This window comes from Variovorax sp. J22R115 (assembly GCF_030317005.1).
Taxonomy (GTDB): Bacteria; Pseudomonadota; Gammaproteobacteria; order Burkholderiales; family Burkholderiaceae_C; genus Variovorax.
Map to the genome: position 1 here is coordinate 209,112 of NZ_JASZYM010000003.1, position 19,427 is coordinate 228,538.

General features: G+C 63.8%; 15 protein-coding genes and 1 tRNA gene. 5 read left to right on the forward strand and 11 right to left on the reverse strand.

What is annotated here, in order from left to right; genetic code table 11:
- Positions 1–171: 171 nt before the first annotated feature.
- The 10 genes from QTI04_RS06335 to cysS all read right to left on the reverse strand — a co-directional run bounded on the left by QTI04_RS06335 (position 172) and on the right by cysS (position 13,007).
- On the reverse strand, positions 172–4,188 hold the full coding sequence (locus QTI04_RS06335; protein ID WP_286614560.1) for an ATP-binding protein: 4,017 nt from the start codon (positions 4,186–4,188) through the stop codon (positions 172–174).
- Positions 4,185–5,714: a toll/interleukin-1 receptor domain-containing protein gene (locus tag QTI04_RS06340; RefSeq protein WP_286614561.1), complete on the reverse strand. Its 1,530-nt coding sequence runs from the start codon at positions 5,712–5,714 to the stop codon at positions 4,185–4,187. The genes QTI04_RS06335 and QTI04_RS06340 overlap by 4 nt, the downstream gene beginning before the upstream one ends.
- Before the next feature lie 242 nt (positions 5,715–5,956).
- Complete coding sequence (locus QTI04_RS06345; protein WP_286614562.1) at positions 5,957–6,190, reverse strand: hypothetical protein; 234 nt, start codon at positions 6,188–6,190, stop codon at positions 5,957–5,959.
- 353 nt (positions 6,191–6,543) lie between these two features.
- Entirely contained in the window at positions 6,544–7,110 is a 567-nt protein-coding gene (locus tag QTI04_RS34270; protein WP_369292794.1) for an HNH endonuclease, read from the reverse strand.
- Positions 7,111–7,510: 400 nt separating this feature from the next.
- Positions 7,511–7,603, reverse strand: a tRNA-Ser gene (locus QTI04_RS06350).
- 23 nt (positions 7,604–7,626) lie between these two features.
- Entirely contained in the window at positions 7,627–8,895 is a 1,269-nt protein-coding gene (locus tag QTI04_RS06355) for an aspartate kinase (RefSeq protein ID WP_286603343.1), read from the reverse strand.
- Positions 8,896–8,981: 86 nt separating this feature from the next.
- Positions 8,982–9,932: a tRNA lysidine(34) synthetase TilS gene (gene tilS / locus QTI04_RS06360; RefSeq protein ID WP_286614563.1), complete on the reverse strand. Its 951-nt coding sequence runs from the start codon at positions 9,930–9,932 to the stop codon at positions 8,982–8,984.
- Between the two features lie 36 nt (positions 9,933–9,968).
- The gene (locus tag QTI04_RS06365; protein ID WP_286566588.1) at positions 9,969–10,949 is read right to left on the reverse strand and encodes an acetyl-CoA carboxylase carboxyltransferase subunit alpha; all 981 of its coding nucleotides are present in this window, start codon (positions 10,947–10,949) and stop codon (positions 9,969–9,971) included.
- Positions 10,950–10,965: 16 nt separating this feature from the next.
- Positions 10,966–11,610 carry a DNA-3-methyladenine glycosylase gene (locus QTI04_RS06370; RefSeq protein WP_286603347.1) on the reverse strand — a complete coding sequence of 215 codons (645 nt, stop codon included), beginning with the start codon at positions 11,608–11,610 and terminating at the stop codon, positions 10,966–10,968.
- 20 nt (positions 11,611–11,630) lie between these two features.
- The gene (cysS, locus tag QTI04_RS06375) at positions 11,631–13,007 is read right to left on the reverse strand and encodes a cysteine--tRNA ligase (protein ID WP_286614564.1); all 1,377 of its coding nucleotides are present in this window, start codon (positions 13,005–13,007) and stop codon (positions 11,631–11,633) included.
- A 194-nt stretch (positions 13,008–13,201) separates the two neighbouring features.
- Here cysS and QTI04_RS06380 point away from each other — a divergent pair, with 194 nt between their 5' ends.
- Genes QTI04_RS06380 through QTI04_RS06400 form a run of 5 tightly spaced genes read left to right on the forward strand, consistent with a single transcriptional unit; the run spans position 13,202 to position 16,509 of the window.
- The gene (locus QTI04_RS06380) at positions 13,202–13,783 is read left to right on the forward strand and encodes a tetratricopeptide repeat protein (protein ID WP_286614565.1); all 582 of its coding nucleotides are present in this window, start codon (positions 13,202–13,204) and stop codon (positions 13,781–13,783) included.
- Between the two features lie 52 nt (positions 13,784–13,835).
- Entirely contained in the window at positions 13,836–14,417 is a 582-nt protein-coding gene (locus QTI04_RS06385; protein ID WP_286603352.1) for a peptidylprolyl isomerase, read from the forward strand.
- Between the two features lie 15 nt (positions 14,418–14,432).
- Positions 14,433–14,942: a peptidylprolyl isomerase gene (locus QTI04_RS06390; RefSeq protein WP_286603354.1), complete on the forward strand. Its 510-nt coding sequence runs from the start codon at positions 14,433–14,435 to the stop codon at positions 14,940–14,942.
- Positions 14,943–14,953: 11 nt separating this feature from the next.
- Positions 14,954–15,712 carry a UDP-2,3-diacylglucosamine diphosphatase gene (locus QTI04_RS06395; protein WP_286614566.1) on the forward strand — a complete coding sequence of 253 codons (759 nt, stop codon included), beginning with the start codon at positions 14,954–14,956 and terminating at the stop codon, positions 15,710–15,712.
- Positions 15,712–16,509, forward strand: coding sequence for a zinc-dependent peptidase (locus tag QTI04_RS06400; protein ID WP_286614567.1), 798 nt, complete (start codon positions 15,712–15,714; stop codon positions 16,507–16,509). The genes QTI04_RS06395 and QTI04_RS06400 overlap by 1 nt, the downstream gene beginning before the upstream one ends.
- Positions 16,510–16,546: 37 nt before the next feature.
- Here the strand turns inward: QTI04_RS06400 and QTI04_RS06405 are convergent, their stop codons facing one another.
- A complete protein-coding gene (locus QTI04_RS06405; RefSeq protein ID WP_286614568.1) occupies positions 16,547–19,393 on the reverse strand; it encodes a DUF349 domain-containing protein in 2,847 nt (948 codons plus the stop codon).
- Positions 19,394–19,427 lie beyond the last annotated feature (34 nt).

The following is a 19,427-nucleotide window of genomic DNA, read 5'->3' on the forward strand; positions in this document are numbered from 1 at the left end:
ATGTCCCAAAACAGTCGATTTTGAACAGCCACCGAAGTAGCGGCGTCCTGGCGCAGTTGCTGGCGTGCCTTTGCCGAATGCGCGAGGCGGGCGACGTCGACAGCTAATTGCGCGGCGAAAGGTCCCGCAAAGCCTGCGAGCCATACGGATGGAGTAGAGCCGACACCGCCGTCAGCGGACGATGCGGCCAGCCGAGTCGAAACAAGTCAAATCGACAAACTTGTTGTTGTCGTCGTAGCGCCCCGTATATCTTGCGCAAAGACGTGTGCGACCGTCCGACTTGAAGGGGATCGCAAGCGGTTTGCCGTCGACATCGAATGTCGATAGCTCGAGGATGTTCCCGTGCGCATCAAGAACCCTTGTAGCATGGTGGAAATGGGTGCTTGAACTGACGACAGGCTCTCCGTGGATTCCGAAATACGCACGCTCGATTGCCTGGCCGTTTGCGTCGTTGACGGTTACACGACGCGCCCAGCCTTCCTCGTCGAGAGTGGGTTCGCCGTCGGCCCCGAAAAAGGCTTCCTCGACCACACCCTTATGCTCGTCGTATTTTCTCGTGCGTTTCGAAGGTTTCCGAATTGATCGGACGACCCTCTCGTCCGCGTCGAAGTAGATCTGCTCGGACAGCGGAGCGGGCTTGCCGTCGCCGCCGAAATGGGCTTCTTCGGTCAGGTTGCCCTGCTCGTCGTACTTTTTTATCAAGCGCGCGGATTCGCGCTCCACTCGCGCGCGCTTGCCGGTCGGCCCGTAATAGATAGTCTCGCTTTTCGGGACGGTCTGCCCGTCGATGCCGACATAACGCGATTCGGAAAAGGCAGATGTGCGGGTATCCAGTCGTTCGGCATTCAGGTAAATCGACTTGATCATTGAGTTGTTGGCGTCGAAATAGTTCGACACCTTTTGCCCCTGCGGGCTTACGCTATGCGTGACCCGAGCAGCGTTTTCGTTCAAAGCTCCTAAAGCCGGTTTGCCGGCCGCGTCGAAGTAGGCGAGATCGACCCGCTCATTGTGATCGTCATAGCGCCGCCTTACCTCGGCATAAATGCCTTTCTCCAGCCACGGCAGGCCTTGGGCGTCGAAATAGCGTTCGCGCACGACATTGCGATGGCGATCGAATTCGCGCACTACCCGTGCGTACATGTCCTTTGTCGACAAGGGCAAGCCCGCCTCGCTCAGGTGAGTCTCTTCGATCACGTTGTTGTCTTCGTCGTAGGCCTTGCGCACCCCCTTCGCGAATTTCTTCCTCTCGTCCAGATAGCGAACCTCGATCTGCCGGCCGCAGGCGTCGTATCTCGACTGCGATGACGCGACGCCATCCTTCCCTGGTGTCGGCAGGCCATCGACGCCCAAGTAGTTCAGCCATTCGACATTGCCGCGAGTGTCGTACTGACGCTCGATGGTGGCATGGCCCTCTCCGATTGCCACCGGCTCGTTTTCGATGCCCAAGTACTCGGTGCGCACTTCTCGGCCGCCTTTGAATGTGCTGAGCCGTTTGTGATATCCGGCGTTGCCAAGCGCGGGTTTTCCGTCCTCGTCGTGTTCGGAAATCCCGACAACGTTGTCTTCGCTGTCGTAGGCGACCCTTTCGATGAAGCGGCCGCCCCAGCCCTTGGCAGGCTTGCCAGATTCATCGAAATACCGCCACGAAGTTTCCCGGCCCAAATCGTCGTAGCTGGCCTCCCAGCGGACAAAGGCCGCGTCAGCGACCCGCATCGGTTCGCCTTGCGAGTCCAAGCAAGTTGTCCGGATCAGCGACCCGTTTTCACCGTAGTCGAAGTGGAGGCGGTGACACCCTGTGAATGGACTACGGCCCGGCTTTCCCTTGGCGGTCCAATAGGCGACATCCACGGTATTGCGATTGCTGTCGAAGCTCGCGACCCGACGGTGCCAATTCGCTGCTTCGTTCTTTCCCACGTCTATGGGGTCCCCTGCCGCATCGAACGTTTCACTGACCTTGGAGCCGTCATTCTTGTAGGAAATGCGCAGTTCGGCATTGCCGTACATGTCGTTCATCGGGCGGCGATCTTTCCACAGAGACAGCATGCTCGTCTGGCGGCCCTTCGCGTCGAAGCTTCGTTGCAGAATGGATGCGCCATCCCGCCCCGCGGTCGGGTTGCCGATCTGGTCTAGATAGTGGATCTTCGCCACGTGGCCGGCTTCCGTGTATTCGTTTCGTAGAAAGGCCGCGCAGGACTCCGCCAGCGTTATCGGCGACCCCAGGCTCCCGATCATGTAGACATTGCGGCTATTGGGCGACTTATCGTCGACCGGAGAATAGACGATGCTTCTGACGCGTTGCCCGTGCCGGTCGAGCGCCACTTCGTAGGCGACGCGACCATCGGCGCCGTAGACATACTCCCAGCGCGCTTCACGCTTGAAGGATTCGCCCGTTTTGGCTTCGAAGCCCGTGAGCGCACCGCCGGCTTTCAGTCGGCCTGCGCCGTCGACGATCTCCATGTGCACCACTGGGCCGAAGCGTCCCTTGCGCGTGATCCTATAGCTCTCGAAGCGGCGACTGACCTGGTTTGCACTGAGCACGTCAATGCCGTCCGGCACGCCCCAAATGGTCCCAATACTGTCGAAATACCTGTGATTCTCCCATTGGTAGGCATATAGGTAACCGCCCAGACCCAGCAGCAGCGCGAAGGTCGACAGACCGAAGCCCCAAGCCCAGCGCCGGATCCGCAGCAATTGCGCGAGGCGCGCAGCTTCCTCGGCCGCAGCCCAGTCCCGTTGCGCCTTTTCGCTGGCATCGAGGAATTTCGTCGCGCGCAGGAAATCCTCGCGGCTGCCGTAGCGCTCGGCCCAGGCCGCGGTCGGGGCTACACTGCGGCGCCAGGCGCTGGCGCTGCTCAGATCGGGCCCGCGCCAAAGTTCCGCTTCACCTTTGTCCCAACGGCCCGCCCAGTCGAGAAGGCGGCGGTAGGTCTGGCCTGACCGGGCTTCTTCCTCGCCCCATTTCTTTAGCCGTTTCCAAACCCGCATCAGGCTTTCGTGCGAGATGTCGATGGGGGTCTGAGGCTTGAGCGCTTCCTCGCCCGGTGGCATAAGGAACGAACGGCTGGGTTTGCGAAACACGTTGATGACCGCGGCAATTTCGCTCTCCGATGCTCCGCTCACTTCACACAAGGCGCCCAGCGTCATCGGCCGACGCGTGCCGCGCGCATCCGTTCCCCAATCGGTCAGGGCCTTCATGATCAGCGCGCAGATCTGCTGCGGCGGCCCGGCGCCGAGTTCGGCGTAGGCCCGCTCGGCGTGCAGATCTAGGGCGCAGTCCATAGTGCCGGCCAACCGGTAGTGCTTCAGCGCCAACGGCTGGCCAGGCGAGCCCTCCCGCTTCCAGAACGCCCACGTCCGGTTGAGTGCGTGCTGCAGGATCGAAAGCTGATCTGGGTTCTCGCCCACGTCGTTGACGAGTCGGGTTACCAGAGCCGCGTCGATGGACGCACCGCCGACTGCGGCCGGTCCGACGATCGCCATGCGGCGCTCGTCGCGGCTCATCCTGGGCACTAGGTACTGGCTTTCGTTGATTGCCTCGGGCAGGCCCATCCATTGCGCGCAGTCGCCCAAAAAATCGGACCGGATGGTCAGCACCACGCAGATCGGGAGGCTGGGATGATCACGCACCTCAAGCAGCAGGTTGACAAAGGCCTTGGCCTCTTCGTTGATCTCGGGTCCGAGCCCGCGGGCCGCGGGGTCGGAGGCGTGGTATCGGATCAATTCCTCGAACTGGTCGACCACCACCAGAAGATTCACGTCCGGCCCCATCCGTGCCTGCTCGAAACTCTTCACCAAGCCCAACTTGCTGGTACGCAATTCACTTTCGATGATTGAGGCTAGGCCAAACGATTGCGTCTTGAAGTTGCTGTATAGAACACCCTCGCTCGCTAGCGCTTCGGCCAGGGCGCGGATGGGCTGCGCACCAGGCCGGAATTGCGCCACCCGCCAGGCAGTACCGGCCTTTGACATCCAGCCGCGGTGTAATGCCGGCCGCAGACCGCAATTGACGAGAGAGGACTTGCCCGATCCGGACGTGCCGACCACCACCAGAAAATGCGTCGCCGCCAACTTGTTAACCATCGCGTCAACTTGAGTCTCGCGGCCGAAAAATAGATGCTCTTCGTCTTCCCGAAAAGGCCGTAGCCCCGGGAACGGATTCCGGCCGTGGCTGATATCGTCGGCGTTCAACGCGGCTCCCCACCATATTGAATAAGGGGCAGAAGCTGGGCAAAGGCCACATCGGAAAGCCCGCTGCGGACATCGACCACATCGCTGCCGGCCATCTCGACGACCATATCCTTGTCGGTACTGTTTGGGCCGGAGACCAAAGTCACTTCGGCGATTGACGGCCGCCCGGCCTGTTGATCGCCCAGGCCGCGCAGTTTCATCAATTCGGTCCGCCTGTAGTACATCCAGGTCGGATCACCGGCGCCGTAGAAGAGAATCACGGCATCGGCGCGCAGGCACAACGACTCATTGAGTTCGCGCAACCGGCCCGAGTCCTGTCCTTCGAAGATCGGCCAGGTGACGTCCATCCCGTTCGATTTGATGAATTTCATCAACGGCAGCACATCTTGGGTGTCCTTTTGATCGTGCAAGATGTGCACGCGCCGGCGCTCGGGTTTGGGCAAGCCTGCGGTCTGTGCCGGCGGATTGGGGGTGGGCGTAGGTAGCGCGGACAAGCGAGCGTGAATGGCCTCAATCAGTGATTGAACGTCGCCCGTCAACAGATCGGCGCCGAATTGCATATCCGATTGGGTCAACAGAGATTCGATGAAGGCCTGTTGTGCCGCGTTCGACGACGCGGTGTTCTCCGGCAGCGAGATAATCCGCGGCAAGCCCCGCGACCGACTGTGCCTTGAAGCAATCTCGTTTTGCAGCACGATGGTAGATTTTTGGCCATCGCCGTCGGGCACCGGGCCGTAACTGCTGCCGATGAGATGGATCGACAGCCGGCACTCGGCGAGCAAGCAATCCGCCTCGGCTATGAAGCCCGTTTCATCGTCCGGCATGTCGTCATCGGGCAGCACCGTCAGGCCGTGGCTACGGAGGTCGGACAGCACACTTTCACGATCGGCCTTGCGGCTGGCGCAGCACTGGGCCAAGTAGATGGGCCGACCGATCGCCGCCACCGGCGCATTGCAAAGCGCCACGACATCGCCGAACTGCCGCAGCAGGTCGGCGATGTCGCCGGCCAGCCGACGGACCCGCAGCAGGAAGACCTGCTCGTACGTCTTGCCATAGGCCAGGTCGAGTTCGATGGCGGCCTCGCCGTCAGACCGAAGAAAGAATTCGTAGCCGGTGGCGCAGCCGACCTCGGGTGGGAGCACCCGGTCGCTTTCGACCCTGGCGATCGGTGACTTCATAACTTTGAAGACTCGGCCCTTGTTCTTCACGAACAGGCCGCCCGTGGCTTTGGCGAGCTGGCAGAACAACCGAATCTCCTTGGTGCACCAGCCTGAAGCCAGGTACCGCGGCGTCAACACCGAAACCAAGGTCGCGGCGTTGGGCAGCTTGCAGGCAATCTCGGCCGAATAGTCGTCATTGCCCTGCAGGCTTTTGTCGAACCAGACCTTCGTCTTCTTGCCCAGTTGCTGATCTAGCATGATCTGCAGCACGTTGTCGAAAACGGTGACCCATCCTTCCTGTTCGCGCGTGAACGGTTGGTTGTCGATGTGTGCGTAGCTGATGAAGACGTCGTACTCGAATTGCATCTGGCAGCTTCCCCGGGTGGGCGCCATCTGCTCCTGCGGCCGGGCGAGCACCAGCGTATTGGGTCCGTAAACTTTGCACTACGTGCTCGGCGAGCACAAGGGGCGCACCTCATCAGAATGATGGTTGTGCCGGCTCGCCAATGGCTCGCGGCGGATCGCGTCGTGCCATTCGAGGATCGGCATGCGGCCCGAAGTTCCTCCGATCTTCAAGCGGCGCATAGCACGACTCCATGACACACCCCTCAGGCCGCGGCGGGCTTAAGCAACGCACCGGCCAAAATCTCACCATGTTCGAAACAGCGCAACGCACGAAGGATCTGCTCGACCGTGCCGAGCGTCGCAGCGCCGTTCCGCACCCCCTTTTGTGCACCGCCGATCCCACAATGACCCGGGCACCCTGGGAAGCCGCTAAACGACTCGAAAAGCTGCACCCCAGGTGCAACTTGAAAGGATATGTAGGAGGCGTTGTAAGTCATGTACGGTTCCTTTCGCCACGACCTGACCCCGATGACCCTTGGACGCCCGCATGGGCGGGCCCTGCGGACAAGATGATGTGGATCGGGGCCCTATGGGAGGACAAAGGCAATGAGTTCTGCGTTATGCACCCTGAACTTCGCGCAGCCATGAAGGACGCTGGCGTCGTCTAGCAAAGTTCCAGGCCTAAGAAGGACAAACAAAGACAAACGGCACCGGGAGGTGCCGTTTGCTGCCTGCAGATGAGAACGCATGTGCGGTGCTGTTCGTCTGGTCATTGGCACGCCCGCGAGGGCTGGTGCAAACGCCCGGTCACGCCGAGCGCGCAGAACGATGATAGGAGCCGAGGACGGACTTAGCCTGACGACGCCAATGTATCGGCGTGCCCCGCACCCTTGCCAAGGTTGCACGCCTCACATGCAGTTCTGAGGTTTTCAACCGCGCTCCGCCCGCCTTTGGACCACGGCACGACGTGATCGACGTGCAACTTCACGTCTGGCGCACCCCTGCCGCAATAGCGGCAGGCGAAGCCGTCACGTCGCAGCACCTGGAAACGCATGGAGTGGGGAATGCTCCGCGAGCCGCGCCCTTCGCTTGCTCGCGGCGGCGCCGATGAGCCCGAAGATACAGAAGATTCATCTGCAGTCAGCCAGGCGCGACGCAACTCCTCCGATTTGAGGACGATCCAGCTTTCGCCACGGCTGCGCGGTGACGTAACAAGGGGCTCGTCCAGCCACTGCTCGCTTTCCAGATGGATTACGACTGCATCAAATCGTGGGGCTAAAGACTCGAAGTAGGCAGCGCTGCGAGCCAGGAGAGCGCCCTCGGTTGCGGCACGAAGGTGATTCGGCGTGCAGTTCTCGATCTGCCGATATCCGTTCACGACTGATCTTGCGACGATGGGACCGCCGCTCCATTTCATCCACACGGTGTCGCCAATCGCCAATTGCCCCCATGGAACTGGATGGCGCGTCTGATGCGCCTGCGTAAAGGTTTTAACCTCGGGGCGCTCCCTTGTCCCGCTCACAAACTCGGGGCGGCCTGGTCAGTCATGGCGCTCCTACGCACTCCCGAACGCAAGGGCACACATCGTCGCTACCGCCCTGTCCCTGCTGACCGACCAACCGCCGACGAAAACAGGGCAGACGAACCCTTGCAATCCCCAAGGTCGCCGCTGAAATCAGGCCACCCGGCCGCGTCTTGAACATTTGTGCTCGAAGTCACTGGCGAAGTCGTGGAGCAGCCCCTCAGACTTTTTTGTGGGCCCGTTTGTGGGGTCGAAAAGCAAAACGGGCCGCCAGGGCCCGTGGTTGCTGCATTCTTGGCGGAACCGGAGGGATTCGAACCCTCGATGAGGCTCTACACCCCATACTCCCTTAGCAGGGGAGCACCTTCGGCCACTCGGTCACAGTTCCTGAGCCGTCGATTATGCCATCCTTCAGGCGGCTGGTTGATCCAAATCGAAAGCTTTGTGTAGCGCGCGCACGGCGAGTTCCATGTACTTCTCGTCGATCACCACCGATGTCTTGATCTCGCTGGTGGAGATCATCTGGATGTTGATGCCCTCCTCGCTCAGTACGCGGAACATCTTGCTCGCGACGCCGACGTGGCTGCGCATGCCAATGCCGACGATGCTGACCTTGCAGATTTTGGTGTCGCCCACGATGTCGGCCTCGCCCAGCGTCGGCAGCACCTTGGCCTTGAGCAGGTCGACCGCCTTCGCGTAGTCGTTGCGGTGGACGGTGAAGCTGAAGTCGGTGCGTCCGTCCTTGCTCAGGTTCTGGATGATCACATCGACTTCGATGTTCGCGTCGGCGATGGCGCCGAGGATGTGATACGCGATGCCCGGCTTGTCAGGCACGCCAAGCACGGAAATTTTGGCTTCGTCGCGATTGAACGCAATGCCGGATACGACGGCTTGTTCCATGTTTTCGTCTTCCTCGAAAGTGATCAGCGTGCCAGACTTGGCTTCTTCGTTGATGTCGATGTCCCAGGGCGTGAAGCTCGAGAGCACGCGCAGGGGCACCTTGTACTTGCCGGCGAATTCGACCGAGCGAATCTGCAGCACCTTGGAGCCCAGGCTCGCCATCTCGAGCATTTCCTCGAAGCTCACCGTGGTCAGGCGGCGCGCATCGGGCTCGACGCGCGGGTCGGTGGTGTAGACGCCATCGACGTCGGTATAGATCAGGCACTCATGAGCCTTCATCGCCGCCGCGATGGCGACCGCGGAGGTATCGCTGCCGCCACGACCCAGCGTCGTGATGTTGCCACCCTCGTCCACACCCTGGAAGCCGGTGATGACCACCACCTTGCCGGCATCGAGATCGGCGCGGACGCGCTCGTCGTCAATGCTCTCGATGCGTGCCTTGGTGAAGGCGCTGTCGGTCTTCACCTGCACTTGCCAGCCGGCGTAGCTGACGGACGGGAGACCCTCGGTCTGCAGCGCGATGGCCAGCAGCGCGGACGACGCCTGTTCGCCGGTGGAGGCCAGCATGTCGAGTTCGCGGTTGTGGTCGTCGCCGGGTTTGCCGGAAGCGAGTTCCTTGGCCAAGCCAAGCAGGCGATTGGTCTCGCCGCTCATGGCGCTCGGAACCACGATCATCTGATGGCCGGCGCGAGCCCACTTGGCCACGCGCTTGGCGACATTCCTGATGCGCTCGGTCGAGCCCATCGACGTGCCGCCGTATTTATGAACGATCAATGCCATGGGTGAAGTCAAAGAGAAGGGTTCGGGCGCCGCAATGCCGACGTCCGTGCGCCCGTCGAAACCGACTTCGGCGCAAAGTCCGAGGGCTACGACAAGGGCGGGGCATTGTACCAACGCAGTGTGTCGCCTTCCCGTTCGACCCTGCCGGCAGCAATCTTGAGGCTGATGCGATGGCCACGCGTGGCGCATGCGGCGATCTGGTCGAGGAGTTGCTCGAGCTGCGCCTCGCTCGGGACCGAGCCGTGGTCGCGCTTGAGCCAATGGCGCAATGCGTTGGCAAGACGCTCTCGCGGCAAGGCGCGCAGCACGGCCAATCGAGGGGGCGAGCCTGCCTCCGAAATGTCCCTGGAGCCGACGTCGGCCAGCAAGGCCGATGCCTTCGCGGCGTTGCGTGCCGAGCGCGCGAATGTCTCGCGGAATTGAGGCAATGCAGCGGCCAGCGCCGGCAGCACCTGCTGGCGAATACGGTTGCGCGTATAGCGCAGGTCGCCATTGCTCGGATCGTCCATGTGGGGCGTGCCGCTGCCTGAAATCCAGTCACGCAGCACGCTGGCATGGACGTCGAGCAGCGGCCGGTGGAAGTGCACGCCGTGTCGCAGCATCTGCCGCGGCATGCCGGCCAGACCGTCGGGTCCGGCGCCGCGGCTGAGGGCAATCAGCATCGTCTCGACCTGGTCATCAGCATGCTGCGCCAGCGCGACGTGCTTCAGGCCCTGCGTCTGGGCGAGACCGGCGAGCGTCAGGTAGCGCGCGCGGCGCGCCGCGTCCTCGGGGCTCTCCCCAGGTGCATGACGGGCATCGACACGCCCCACATGCAGGGGAACAGTCAGGAGCGCGCAGGTGGCCCTGCAAAGCGCCTCGAAATCATCGGCAGCGCGCTGGAGGCCGTGATGCACGTGCAGCGCATGCACCTGCCCCGGCCAAAGCCGTGCGGCCGCGTGCAACAGTGCCGTGGAGTCGGCGCCGCCACTGTAGGCCACACCCAGCGGCAACGGTGCCGCCCAGGATGCCAGTGCGTGGGCGGCAGGATTTTCCATCGGAGACGGCGCGAGGCAGGCACGGCCCGCCCGGCCTTACTTGCCGCTGTCGGCCTTGGTGTCGGCGAAGCGGCCGTAGCTTTGCAGACGCTCGTAGCGGCGATTGAGCAATTCCTTGACCGACAGATCGCTCACCTGACGGAAGGCATCGTTCAATGCACGCTTGAGGAAAGCGGCCATTTGCCGGTGATCGCGGTGCGACCCGCCGACCGGCTCATTGACGATCTTGTCGACCAGGCCCAGCGCCTTGAGACGGTGCGCGGTGATGCCGAGCGCATCGGCAGCTTCCTGCGCCTTGTCGCTGGTCTTCCAGAGAATGGAGGCACAGCCTTCGGGGCTGATGACGGAATAGACCGAGTACTGCAGCATCAGCACCTGATCGCCCACCGAGATTGCCAGCGCGCCGCCGGAGCCGCCTTCGCCGATGATGGTCACGATGATCGGCACCTCGAGCTGCGCCATCTCGAAGATGTTGCGGCCGATGGCTTCGGACTGGCCGCGCTCCTCGGCGTCGATGCCCGGGTAGGCGCCGGGCGTATCGACAAAGGTGAAAACCGGCAGCTTGAACTTCTCGGCGGTCTTCATCAGCCGGAGCGCCTTGCGATAACCCTCCGGTTTGCTCATGCCGAAGTTGCGCGCCGTGCGCTCCTTGGTGTCGCGGCCCTTCTGGTGACCGAGCACCATGCAAGGCGTACCGTTGAAGCGCGCCAGGCCGCCCACGATCGAAAGGTCGTCCGCAAAATGACGGTCGCCGTGGAGTTCCACGAAGTCCGTGAAGATCTCGTTCACATAGTCGAGCGTGTAGGGGCGCTCGGGATGCCGGGCGATCTTGGTGATCTGCCAGGGCGTCAGGTCGCTGTAGATGTCCTTGGTGAGCTGAAGGCTTTTCTTGCCCAGTTGATCGATTTCCTCCGAGATGTCGACCGCGGATTCGGTCTGTACATAGCGCAGCTCTTCGATCTTGCTTTCGAGTTCAGCGACGGGCTGCTCGAAGTCGAGGAAGGTTCGTTTCGCCAACGTCTTCTCCTGTTATTCAGTATGCGACCGGTAGCGGGTCGAGCGATCTCCAAATATACCAAGTCGCAACGCTACAGTAAGGGGCCCAGGCAACAGCCACCTCGCGCGCATCGCTGCGGCTGACGGGGTCGCCCGAGAAGTAGTTCTGGCTGATGCCGTTGATCAGCCCGAGGTCATCCAGAGGCAGCACATTGGGCCGCATCAGGTGGAAGATCAGGAACATTTCGGCGGTCCAGCGGCCGATGCCGCGGATCGCGACCAGCTCCGCGATGATCATCTCGTCGGACATGTTTTCCCACGCATTGACGTGCACGGCGCCCGAATCGAAATGGAGGGCCAGGTCGACGAGATACTCCACCTTGCGAACCGACAGGCCCGCCGCACGCATGTCGTCGACCTTGAGCTTCAACACGCTGGCCGGCGTCATCTTGCGGGGCAGCTTGGCGAAGCGATCCCAGACGGACTGGGCGGCCTTCACCGAGACCTGTTGCCCCACGATGCTGCGCGCCAGTGTGGTGAAGGCATCGCCGCGAGACTCGAGGCAGGCGTCGCCGAAGCGCGGGATCAAACGCTTCATGACGCGATCCTTCTTGGCCAGGTGCTTGCAGGCTTCTTCCCAGTAGTCCGGCGTGAAGACCTGGACGATCGGTTCCTTGGCCACGACTGTCGTTCTCGCCGCGTTCACTGGGCCGACGTCCAGGTCGTGCCGGTGGGCGAGTCCTTGAGCACGATGCCCTGCGCGAGCAGGTCATTGCGGATACGGTCGGCTTCGGCGAAGTTCTTTGCTGCCTTGGCATCTGCGCGCTGCTGGATCAGGGCCTGGATGGACGCCTCGTCCAGCGTCGTTCCCGCCTGCAGGAAACCCTCCGGGTCGCCCTGGAGAATGCCGAGACAGGCGCCCAACGCCTTCAGCAAGCCGGCCGACTCGGCCGACTTGGTGCGATTGACCTCGCCGGCGAGGTCGAACAGCACCGCCACGGCTTCGGGCGTGCCGAAATCCTCGTCCATCACGTCCTTGAAGCGGGCCGCGTAGGCGTTGCTCCAGTCGATCGTCACTGGCGCCGGCGCCACCAGATGCAGCGCGGTGTACAGGCGCTTCAACGAATTGCGCGCGTCGTCGAGGTGCACGTCGCTGTAGTTGAGCGGGCTGCGGTAGTGGGCCCGCACGACGAAGAAGCGGACGGTCTCGGCGTCGTACTTCTTCAGCACATCGCGAATGAGGAAGAAGTTGCCCAGGCTCTTGGACATCTTCTCGTCGTCGATGTTGATGAAGCCGTTGTGCATCCACGTGCGCGCCAGCGGCTTGCCGTTGGCGCCTTCGCTTTGCGCGATCTCGTTCTCGTGATGCGGGAACTGCAGATCCGCTCCGCCGCCGTGGATGTCGAGGGTTTCGCCCAGGAGCTTGCACGCCATGGCCGAGCATTCGATGTGCCAGCCGGGACGGCCCGGACCGAATTCGCTGGGCCACTTCACCTCTTCGGGCTCGGCGGGCTTGGTGCTCTTCCAGAGCACCGGGTCGAGCGGATCGTCCTTACCGTCCAGCACGGCGACGCGCTCGCCGGCGTGAAGTTCATCGAGCGTCTTGCCGCTGAGCTTGCCGTATCCGGGAAACTTGCGGACCGCATAGTTCACGTCGCCGTTCGGCGAGCGATAGGCAAGGCCCTTCTGTTCCAGCGTGGCGATCATCGACAGCATCTGCGGAATGAACTCCGTCGCACGAGGCTCGTGCGTAGGCCGTTCGATGCCCAGCGCGTCGGCATCCTCGTGCAATGCAACGATCATGCGATCGGTGAGCGTACGAATGCTTTCGCCGTTCTCGACGGCGCGGCGGATGATCTTGTCGTCGATGTCGGTGATGTTGCGGACGTAGTCGACCTCAAGGCCCGATGTCTTGAGCCAGCGCTGCACCACGTCGAAAGCGATCATCGAACGCGCGTGGCCGAGATGACAGTAGTCGTACACCGTCATGCCGCACACATACATGCGCACCCTGCCTGGTTGCAGAGGAGAAAATTCCTCCAGTTCACGCGAGAGCGTGTTGTAGATGCGAAGACTCATGAGGCTCGGAAAACGTCGGTTCGCGCTCGTGCAAGAACGGGCGAAGGACAGTATTTTTTCAGGGGTGGAAGTGGTGTGGCAACGAGGAACTGGACGTGGACCCTCGGCTACAATCCTGCCCATTGTAAACGGCCACCGACGGATATTTTCCGCGTGTTTACGAAGGCCCGCATCCCTCTTTCTCTCGAGGCTTCATGAAGCACGCCGCTTTCTCGTTCTCATCCGTCCTCCGAATTTTCCCGGCCCTGCTGCTGGCGCTGACGGTCGGCATGGCGCATGCAGACGACTATTCCGACGTCAATGCGCTCCTGCGCCAGGGCAAGGCGGACGAGGCGCTGGCCAAGGCCGATGCCTACATTTCCGGCAAGCCGCGCGACCCCCAGATGCGCTTCCTGCGCGGTGTCATCCTGACCGAACAAGGCAAGCAGGGCGAGGCCACCGCGGCCTTCACGCAGCTCACCCAGGAATTCCCCGAGTTGCCCGAGCCCTACAACAACCTCGCCGCGCTCTATGCGGCACAAAGCCAGTTCGACAAGGCCCGCGCCGCGCTCGAAATGGCGATCAAGCTCAGCCCCGACTACGCCACAGCACACGAGAACCTCGGCGACGTCTACGTGCGCCTCGCAGCGCAGTCCTATGGCCGTGCGCAGCAACTCGAATCGGGCAACGCGACCGTGCCCCCGAAGCTCGCGCTGATCCGCCAGATGTTCAGCACACCCACGGCCAGCTCGCTGCCTGCGGCGGCGCCGGCCGCCCGCAAACCCGTGCGCCAGTAAGGCACGTGCAGACCGCGCCGCGGCGCAACTCCTTGTCGAAAGCGATCCTCCCGTGACACTTCAAGCCCTTTCGCGCCGCACGGCGCTGGTCCTGGCCACGACGCTGGCCATCGCAGGAACCGCCAGCTGGGCGCAGAACGCGCCGCGCGTGAAACTCGCCACCTCGGCCGGGGACATCGTGATCGAACTCGCGCCGGAAAAAGCGCCGAAGTCGGTCGACAACTTCCTGCAGTACGTCAAGGACAAGCACTACGACGGCACGGTGTTCCACCGCGTCATCGACGGCTTCATGATCCAGGGCGGCGGCTTCACACCCGACATGAAGCAGAAGCCGACGCGTGCGCCCGTGCCTCTGGAAGCCGGGAACGGGCTCAAGAACGACAAGTACACGGTCGCGATGGCGCGCACGTCCGACCCCAACTCCGCCACGTCGCAGTTCTTCATCAACGTCGTCGACAACGCCCGCCTCAACGCGCCCAATCCGGACGGCTACGGCTACACCGTGTTCGGCAAGGTCGTCTCCGGCACCGAGGTCGTCGACAAAATCCGCGCTGCGCGCACGGGCAACAAGGGCGGCATGTCGGACGTGCCCCTCGAAACCATCACCATCCAATCCGCCACCCTGGCGAAGTAATCCGAAGGAGCCCCTATGAGCAATCCCCAAGTCGAACTGCATATCAAGGACCAGGGCGTGATCACGCTCGAACTCGATCAGGAGAAGGCGCCGAAGTCCGTTGCGAACTTTCTCGAGTACGTGACCAAGGGCCACTACGACAACACGGTGTTCCACCGCGTCATCCCCGGCTTCATGGTGCAAGGCGGCGGCTTTGAACCTGGCATGTCGCAAAAGCCGACCGGCGCAGAGATCCAGAACGAAGCCAACAACGGCCTCAAGAACGACAACTACACAGTCGCGATGGCTCGCACCAGCGCGCCCCACTCGGCCACAGCGCAGTTCTTCATCAACGTGGCCGACAATGGCTTCCTGAACCATACCGCCCCCTCGGCACAGGGCTGGGGCTATGCCGTGTTCGGCAAGGTCGTCGAGGGCAAGGAAGTGGTCGACAAGATCAAGGCTGTGAAGACCGGCCGCAAGGGCTTCCATGACGACGTGCCGCTCGAAGACGTCGTGATCGAGAAGGCCGTCGTCAAGAGCTGAGTCCGCGCATCGTGGTGTTCGCCGAGATCGTCGCACCTGCAGGCTGGCGCACGGTCGATCTCTTCTCCGACCTCCATCTGCAGGCCTCGGACGCGGCGACCTTCGGCGCCTGGCAGGGTTATCTCGAGACCACGCCGGCCGATGCGATCTTCATCCTCGGCGATCTGTTCGAGGTCTGGATCGGCGACGACGCAGCCGCCCTGCCCGGCTTCGAGGCGCAATGTGCCGAGGTGCTTCGTACGGCGACCGCGCGCCGTCCGATCTACTTCATGCACGGCAACCGCGACTTCCTGGTCGGCGACGCATTCGCGGCCCAGTGCGGGCTGACGCTGCTCGACGATCCCACCGTGCTGGCACTACACGACAAGCGCTGGCTGTTGAGCCATGGCGACGCCCTCTGCCTCGAAGACACGGAGTACCTTCGATTCCGGGCCCAGGTGCGGACGCCGGCGTGGAAGGAAGCCGTGCTCGCCCGACCGATGGAAGAGCGCCGCGCGCTGGCGCGCTCGGTGCGCGCGCAGAGCGAAGACCGCAAGCAAAGCCCCGGCATGGTCTGGGCCGACGTCGACGCGGACGCCGCACGCGATTGGCTGCGCCAGGCCAAGGCCACCACGCTGATTCACGGCCACACCCACAAACCGGCCACGCACTCGCTGGGCGACGGCCTCGAACGCATCGTGCTGAGCGACTGGGACGTCACCGCGCACCCGGCGCGGGCACAGTTGCTGTGCATCTCCAGCGCCGGCGCCAAACGCGTCGACCTGCGCTGATGTTCTCCTGGCTGCGCAGCCTGCGCGCGCCGCCCCGAATCCCCGATGCTGCCTGGCGGGCGACGCTCGCACGCTACCGCTTTCTCGGCGAACGACCGGTGGCCGACGTGGAGCGCCTGCGGCAGCTCGCCGCGGAGTTCCTGCGAGACAAGCGCTTTCACGGTGCGCACGGCTTCGTCATCACCGACGAAGTTGCACTTGCCGTGGCGGCGCAGGCCGTGCTGCCCGTGCTGCACCTGAAAGGTGGACTCAACTGGTATGACGATTTCGTAGGGATCGTGGTGCATCCTTCCGAGGCTGTCGCACTCCGCAAGACGACCGACGCTACCGGCGTGGTCCATGAGTACGAAGAGGTCGTGGCCGGCGAGGCCATGGACCGCGGACCGGTGATGTTGAGCTGGCAGGATGTGCTCGCGAGCAGCGTCACCCGCGCCGAGGGTTACAACGTCGTGATCCACGAGTTCGCCCACAAGATCGACTTGCGCGGCGGCGGCGAGTTCGATGGCTGCCCGCCCCTGCCACCCGGCTTCCGAGGCACATCGAGTTCGCGGGATGCGCGCGCTGCGTGGTTTGCGGTGTTGCAGCCGGCCTTTGACACCTTCCGCGAGCAAAACATACTGGCGGAACGCTTTGGTGGCGAGCCGCCTTGGCTGGACGACTACGGCGCACAGTCGACTGGCGAATTCTTCGCGGTCGCCTGCGAGGCCTACTTTGTGAATCGTGCCCGCCTGGAGGCCGACTTCCCGGCGCTGGTGTCGTTGTTCGACGAGTTCTTCACGTCGACGGACAAGGCGTGATCGCCGGCCTGCGCGGAGGCAGGCCGACCACTCTTTTCTACTTGCGAAGAAGCGCCTTCAGCGCGTTCTGCAGACGACGTGCCGATGCGGCATCGTGCGCTGCTGCCAGCACCTTGCCGGCATCCTGACCCCAGGTCTGCGCCGGCGCGGGATCGCCGCGTCGTGTCAGGAGCTTGAGCTGCAAGGCGCGTCGCGCTTCGAGCTGCTCCGCAGGCGTCGGCACTTCTGCCGCCATTTCGAGGCGCAGCAATGCTTCAGCCGCATCGTTGGCCTGTGACGATGGCGCGGAACCCAAGGCCTGCGACCAGCTGCTGCGCACCGCCGGCGTGACGGCACGGCCCAACTCCTGGACGCTGGGCAGTTGGGCGGCATCGCGCTTCTCCCATGCGCCGAGCACCTGCGTGAGCGCTTCACCATGGGCCTGTGCCGCGAGCTTGCGCAGTGCGAGATCGGCGCGTTCGAGCGCTTCGCGTTGCGCGCGGAACGCCGCATCGCCCAGACGCGGACCACGGTCCTCGAAGCGCGGCGGGCGGTCGCCGAAGCGGCCGCCACCGGCGGGTGCGCCGCGATCACCGCGGTCACCAGCGCGCGGCGTCCGCTCGCCTGGACGGCCAGCGGGTGCACCGCGGCTGTCACGGCGATCGCCGAACTTGCCGCCACGGCCGGTCGGTGCGGGTTCGGCCTTCTTGTTCCCTGGTCGGTCATCGCCACGAACCGCAATCACCGGCTTCGGCGCCGGCTTCGGAGGCGCTGCGGGTGCGGAACTAGGTTCGGCTGCTTCTGCATCGGAACGTGCCGACGGGTCAGCTCCGTCGGCAGGCGCGACCAGATCGGCTTCGGTCGCGGCCGCCTCGGCCGGCACGCCAGAAGGCGCCGATTCGGCATCTTCGGGCGCGGGCGATTGTCCGGCGCTTTCGCCGAACTCGGCCGCGGCCTGACCCGGTGCCACCACCTCCGTGGCGCCCACGGCTGGACCGTCGGCCTGCGCGGCCTGGGCCGGCTCGGCAGCCGCAGTCTTGGGTGCTGGCGGCGGCGCTTCGCCGCGCATCGCCGCTTCCAGTTGCGCCACGGCGGCGCGGATCTTCTGCGCGTCGCCGGTGCTGTTGGCAGCTTCGAGCGCCTTCGACGCGTTCAACACATGGCGGTCGTGCTCGCTCATTGCGGCCGAAGCCTTTTCGCGGTCAGCGCTCTTGCGATTGAATGCCTCGTCGATCGGGGCGCGGAAGGCGTCCCACATCTTCTGTTCGTGGCGGCGGTCGAGTGGCACCGACTGCGCTTCAGCCTGCCAGCGCTGTTGCAGCGCCTTGACGGCGTCGATGCGCAGCACCGGCGTGGCGCCGAGTTCGATGGCCTCGGCGATCATGGCCTGCCGACGCTCGACGCTCGCCTTCTGTGCGGCCTCGAACGGCGCACGTGCGGCGCCGAAGACCTCATTCCATTGCGCCTGAAGTTCGGCAAACACCTTCTCGCCGACGTGGCCGGCATCACGCCAGCGGTCCGCGAACTGATGCAGTGCGCGGTTGTGAGCCTTCAGGTCGGATGCCTGCGCATGCTCTGCCGCCCATGCCTTCACCTCCTCGACCAGCGCGACGCGCTGGGCGCGGTGCTCGGCAGCATCGGCGCGGACCTTTTCGAGCCAGGCTTCAACCACCTTGTGGGCTTCGTTGCACGCCTCATCGAAGCGCTTCCAGAGCGCGTGGTTGGGCACGCCACCCTGATCCGACTGCTTCCACTGCTCGCGCAAGCTGCGCAAGGTTTCCTGCATCTTGCGGCCGCCCAGGGCTTGGCCCTCGGGGCGCTTGAGCAGGCCCTCGGCCTTGGCGACCAGCTCTTCGCGGACCTTGTCGGCGCTCCAACGTTGCCAGCCTTCGAGTTCGCCGGCGGCGACCAAGGCCGCATGCACGCGGGCTTCGAGCGGAGCGTCGACCAGCCGGCCGTGCTCCTTGAGCACCGCACGCAGCGCAGCGGCCGCTCCGGCGCTGGCCTTGCCGTGGCCTTCGGCTGTTTCCTGTTCGAGCTTGGCCAGCGCAGTCTGCACTGCGTCTTGCGCAGCGGCGCGCTTTTCAGGATCGACCTTCGGCGCCGCAGGCTTCTGTGTCACAGCCGGCGCGGCCTCGGGTGCACCACCCCGCGCGATACGCAGTTCGTCGGCCCACACGGGCACAGGCGGCAGCGGCGCAGCGGCATCGGCTGCGGCGGCCTGGGCCTGGGCCAGTGCACCATGGAATGCGTCGGATACCACCAGTAGTTGCGCCTTGGAGGATTCGAGCTGGGGCGCAAACCTCGCGTCGAGGCTGCTCCAATTGCCGTCGGCGGTGATTTCCGCGGCCTGTTGCTGCCAGTGCACAACGTCGGCACGCAGGGCTTCCTCGGCGGCCTGCGCGTCGCGCCAGCCCTTGGTCGACAGCACCTCGAAACGCTGCGCCAGCAGCACGGCTGCTTCGCGATGGACTTGTGCCCGATGCTGCAGATCTTCGATGCCCTTCACGCGCTCTGCGAGCCGGAACTTGAACCCTGCCAGCGGCTCGCGCGACAAGGGAGCACCCGCCTTGGCCGCGTCGCGCTGCCAGGCGAGCGCGTCGGCGATGTTGAGCTTGGGCTGCGCCAGCAAGGCCTCCGCCTTGTGCGTCCACTCGACGGCGATGGCCTCCTGGTCCTTGGCGCGCCGGAGTTCATCGAGCTTTTCGCGCAGGGGACGCGCCGCGCCCTTGTCGCGACCGCTCATTTCCTTGAACACGTCCTGAACGCGCTCGGGCGCCGGGTTGCTGGCGAGCCACTCGCGGATGCGCTGCGCACGCTCTCCGGAAGTGGAAGCAGTGAAGGCGCCCCCGGTCAACGTGTCGAGGGACTGGATGTCGTGAGGCTTGGAGGAAGTTGAAGTCACTGCGCGAATGTCGTTATCTGTGGAGAAAAAGCGA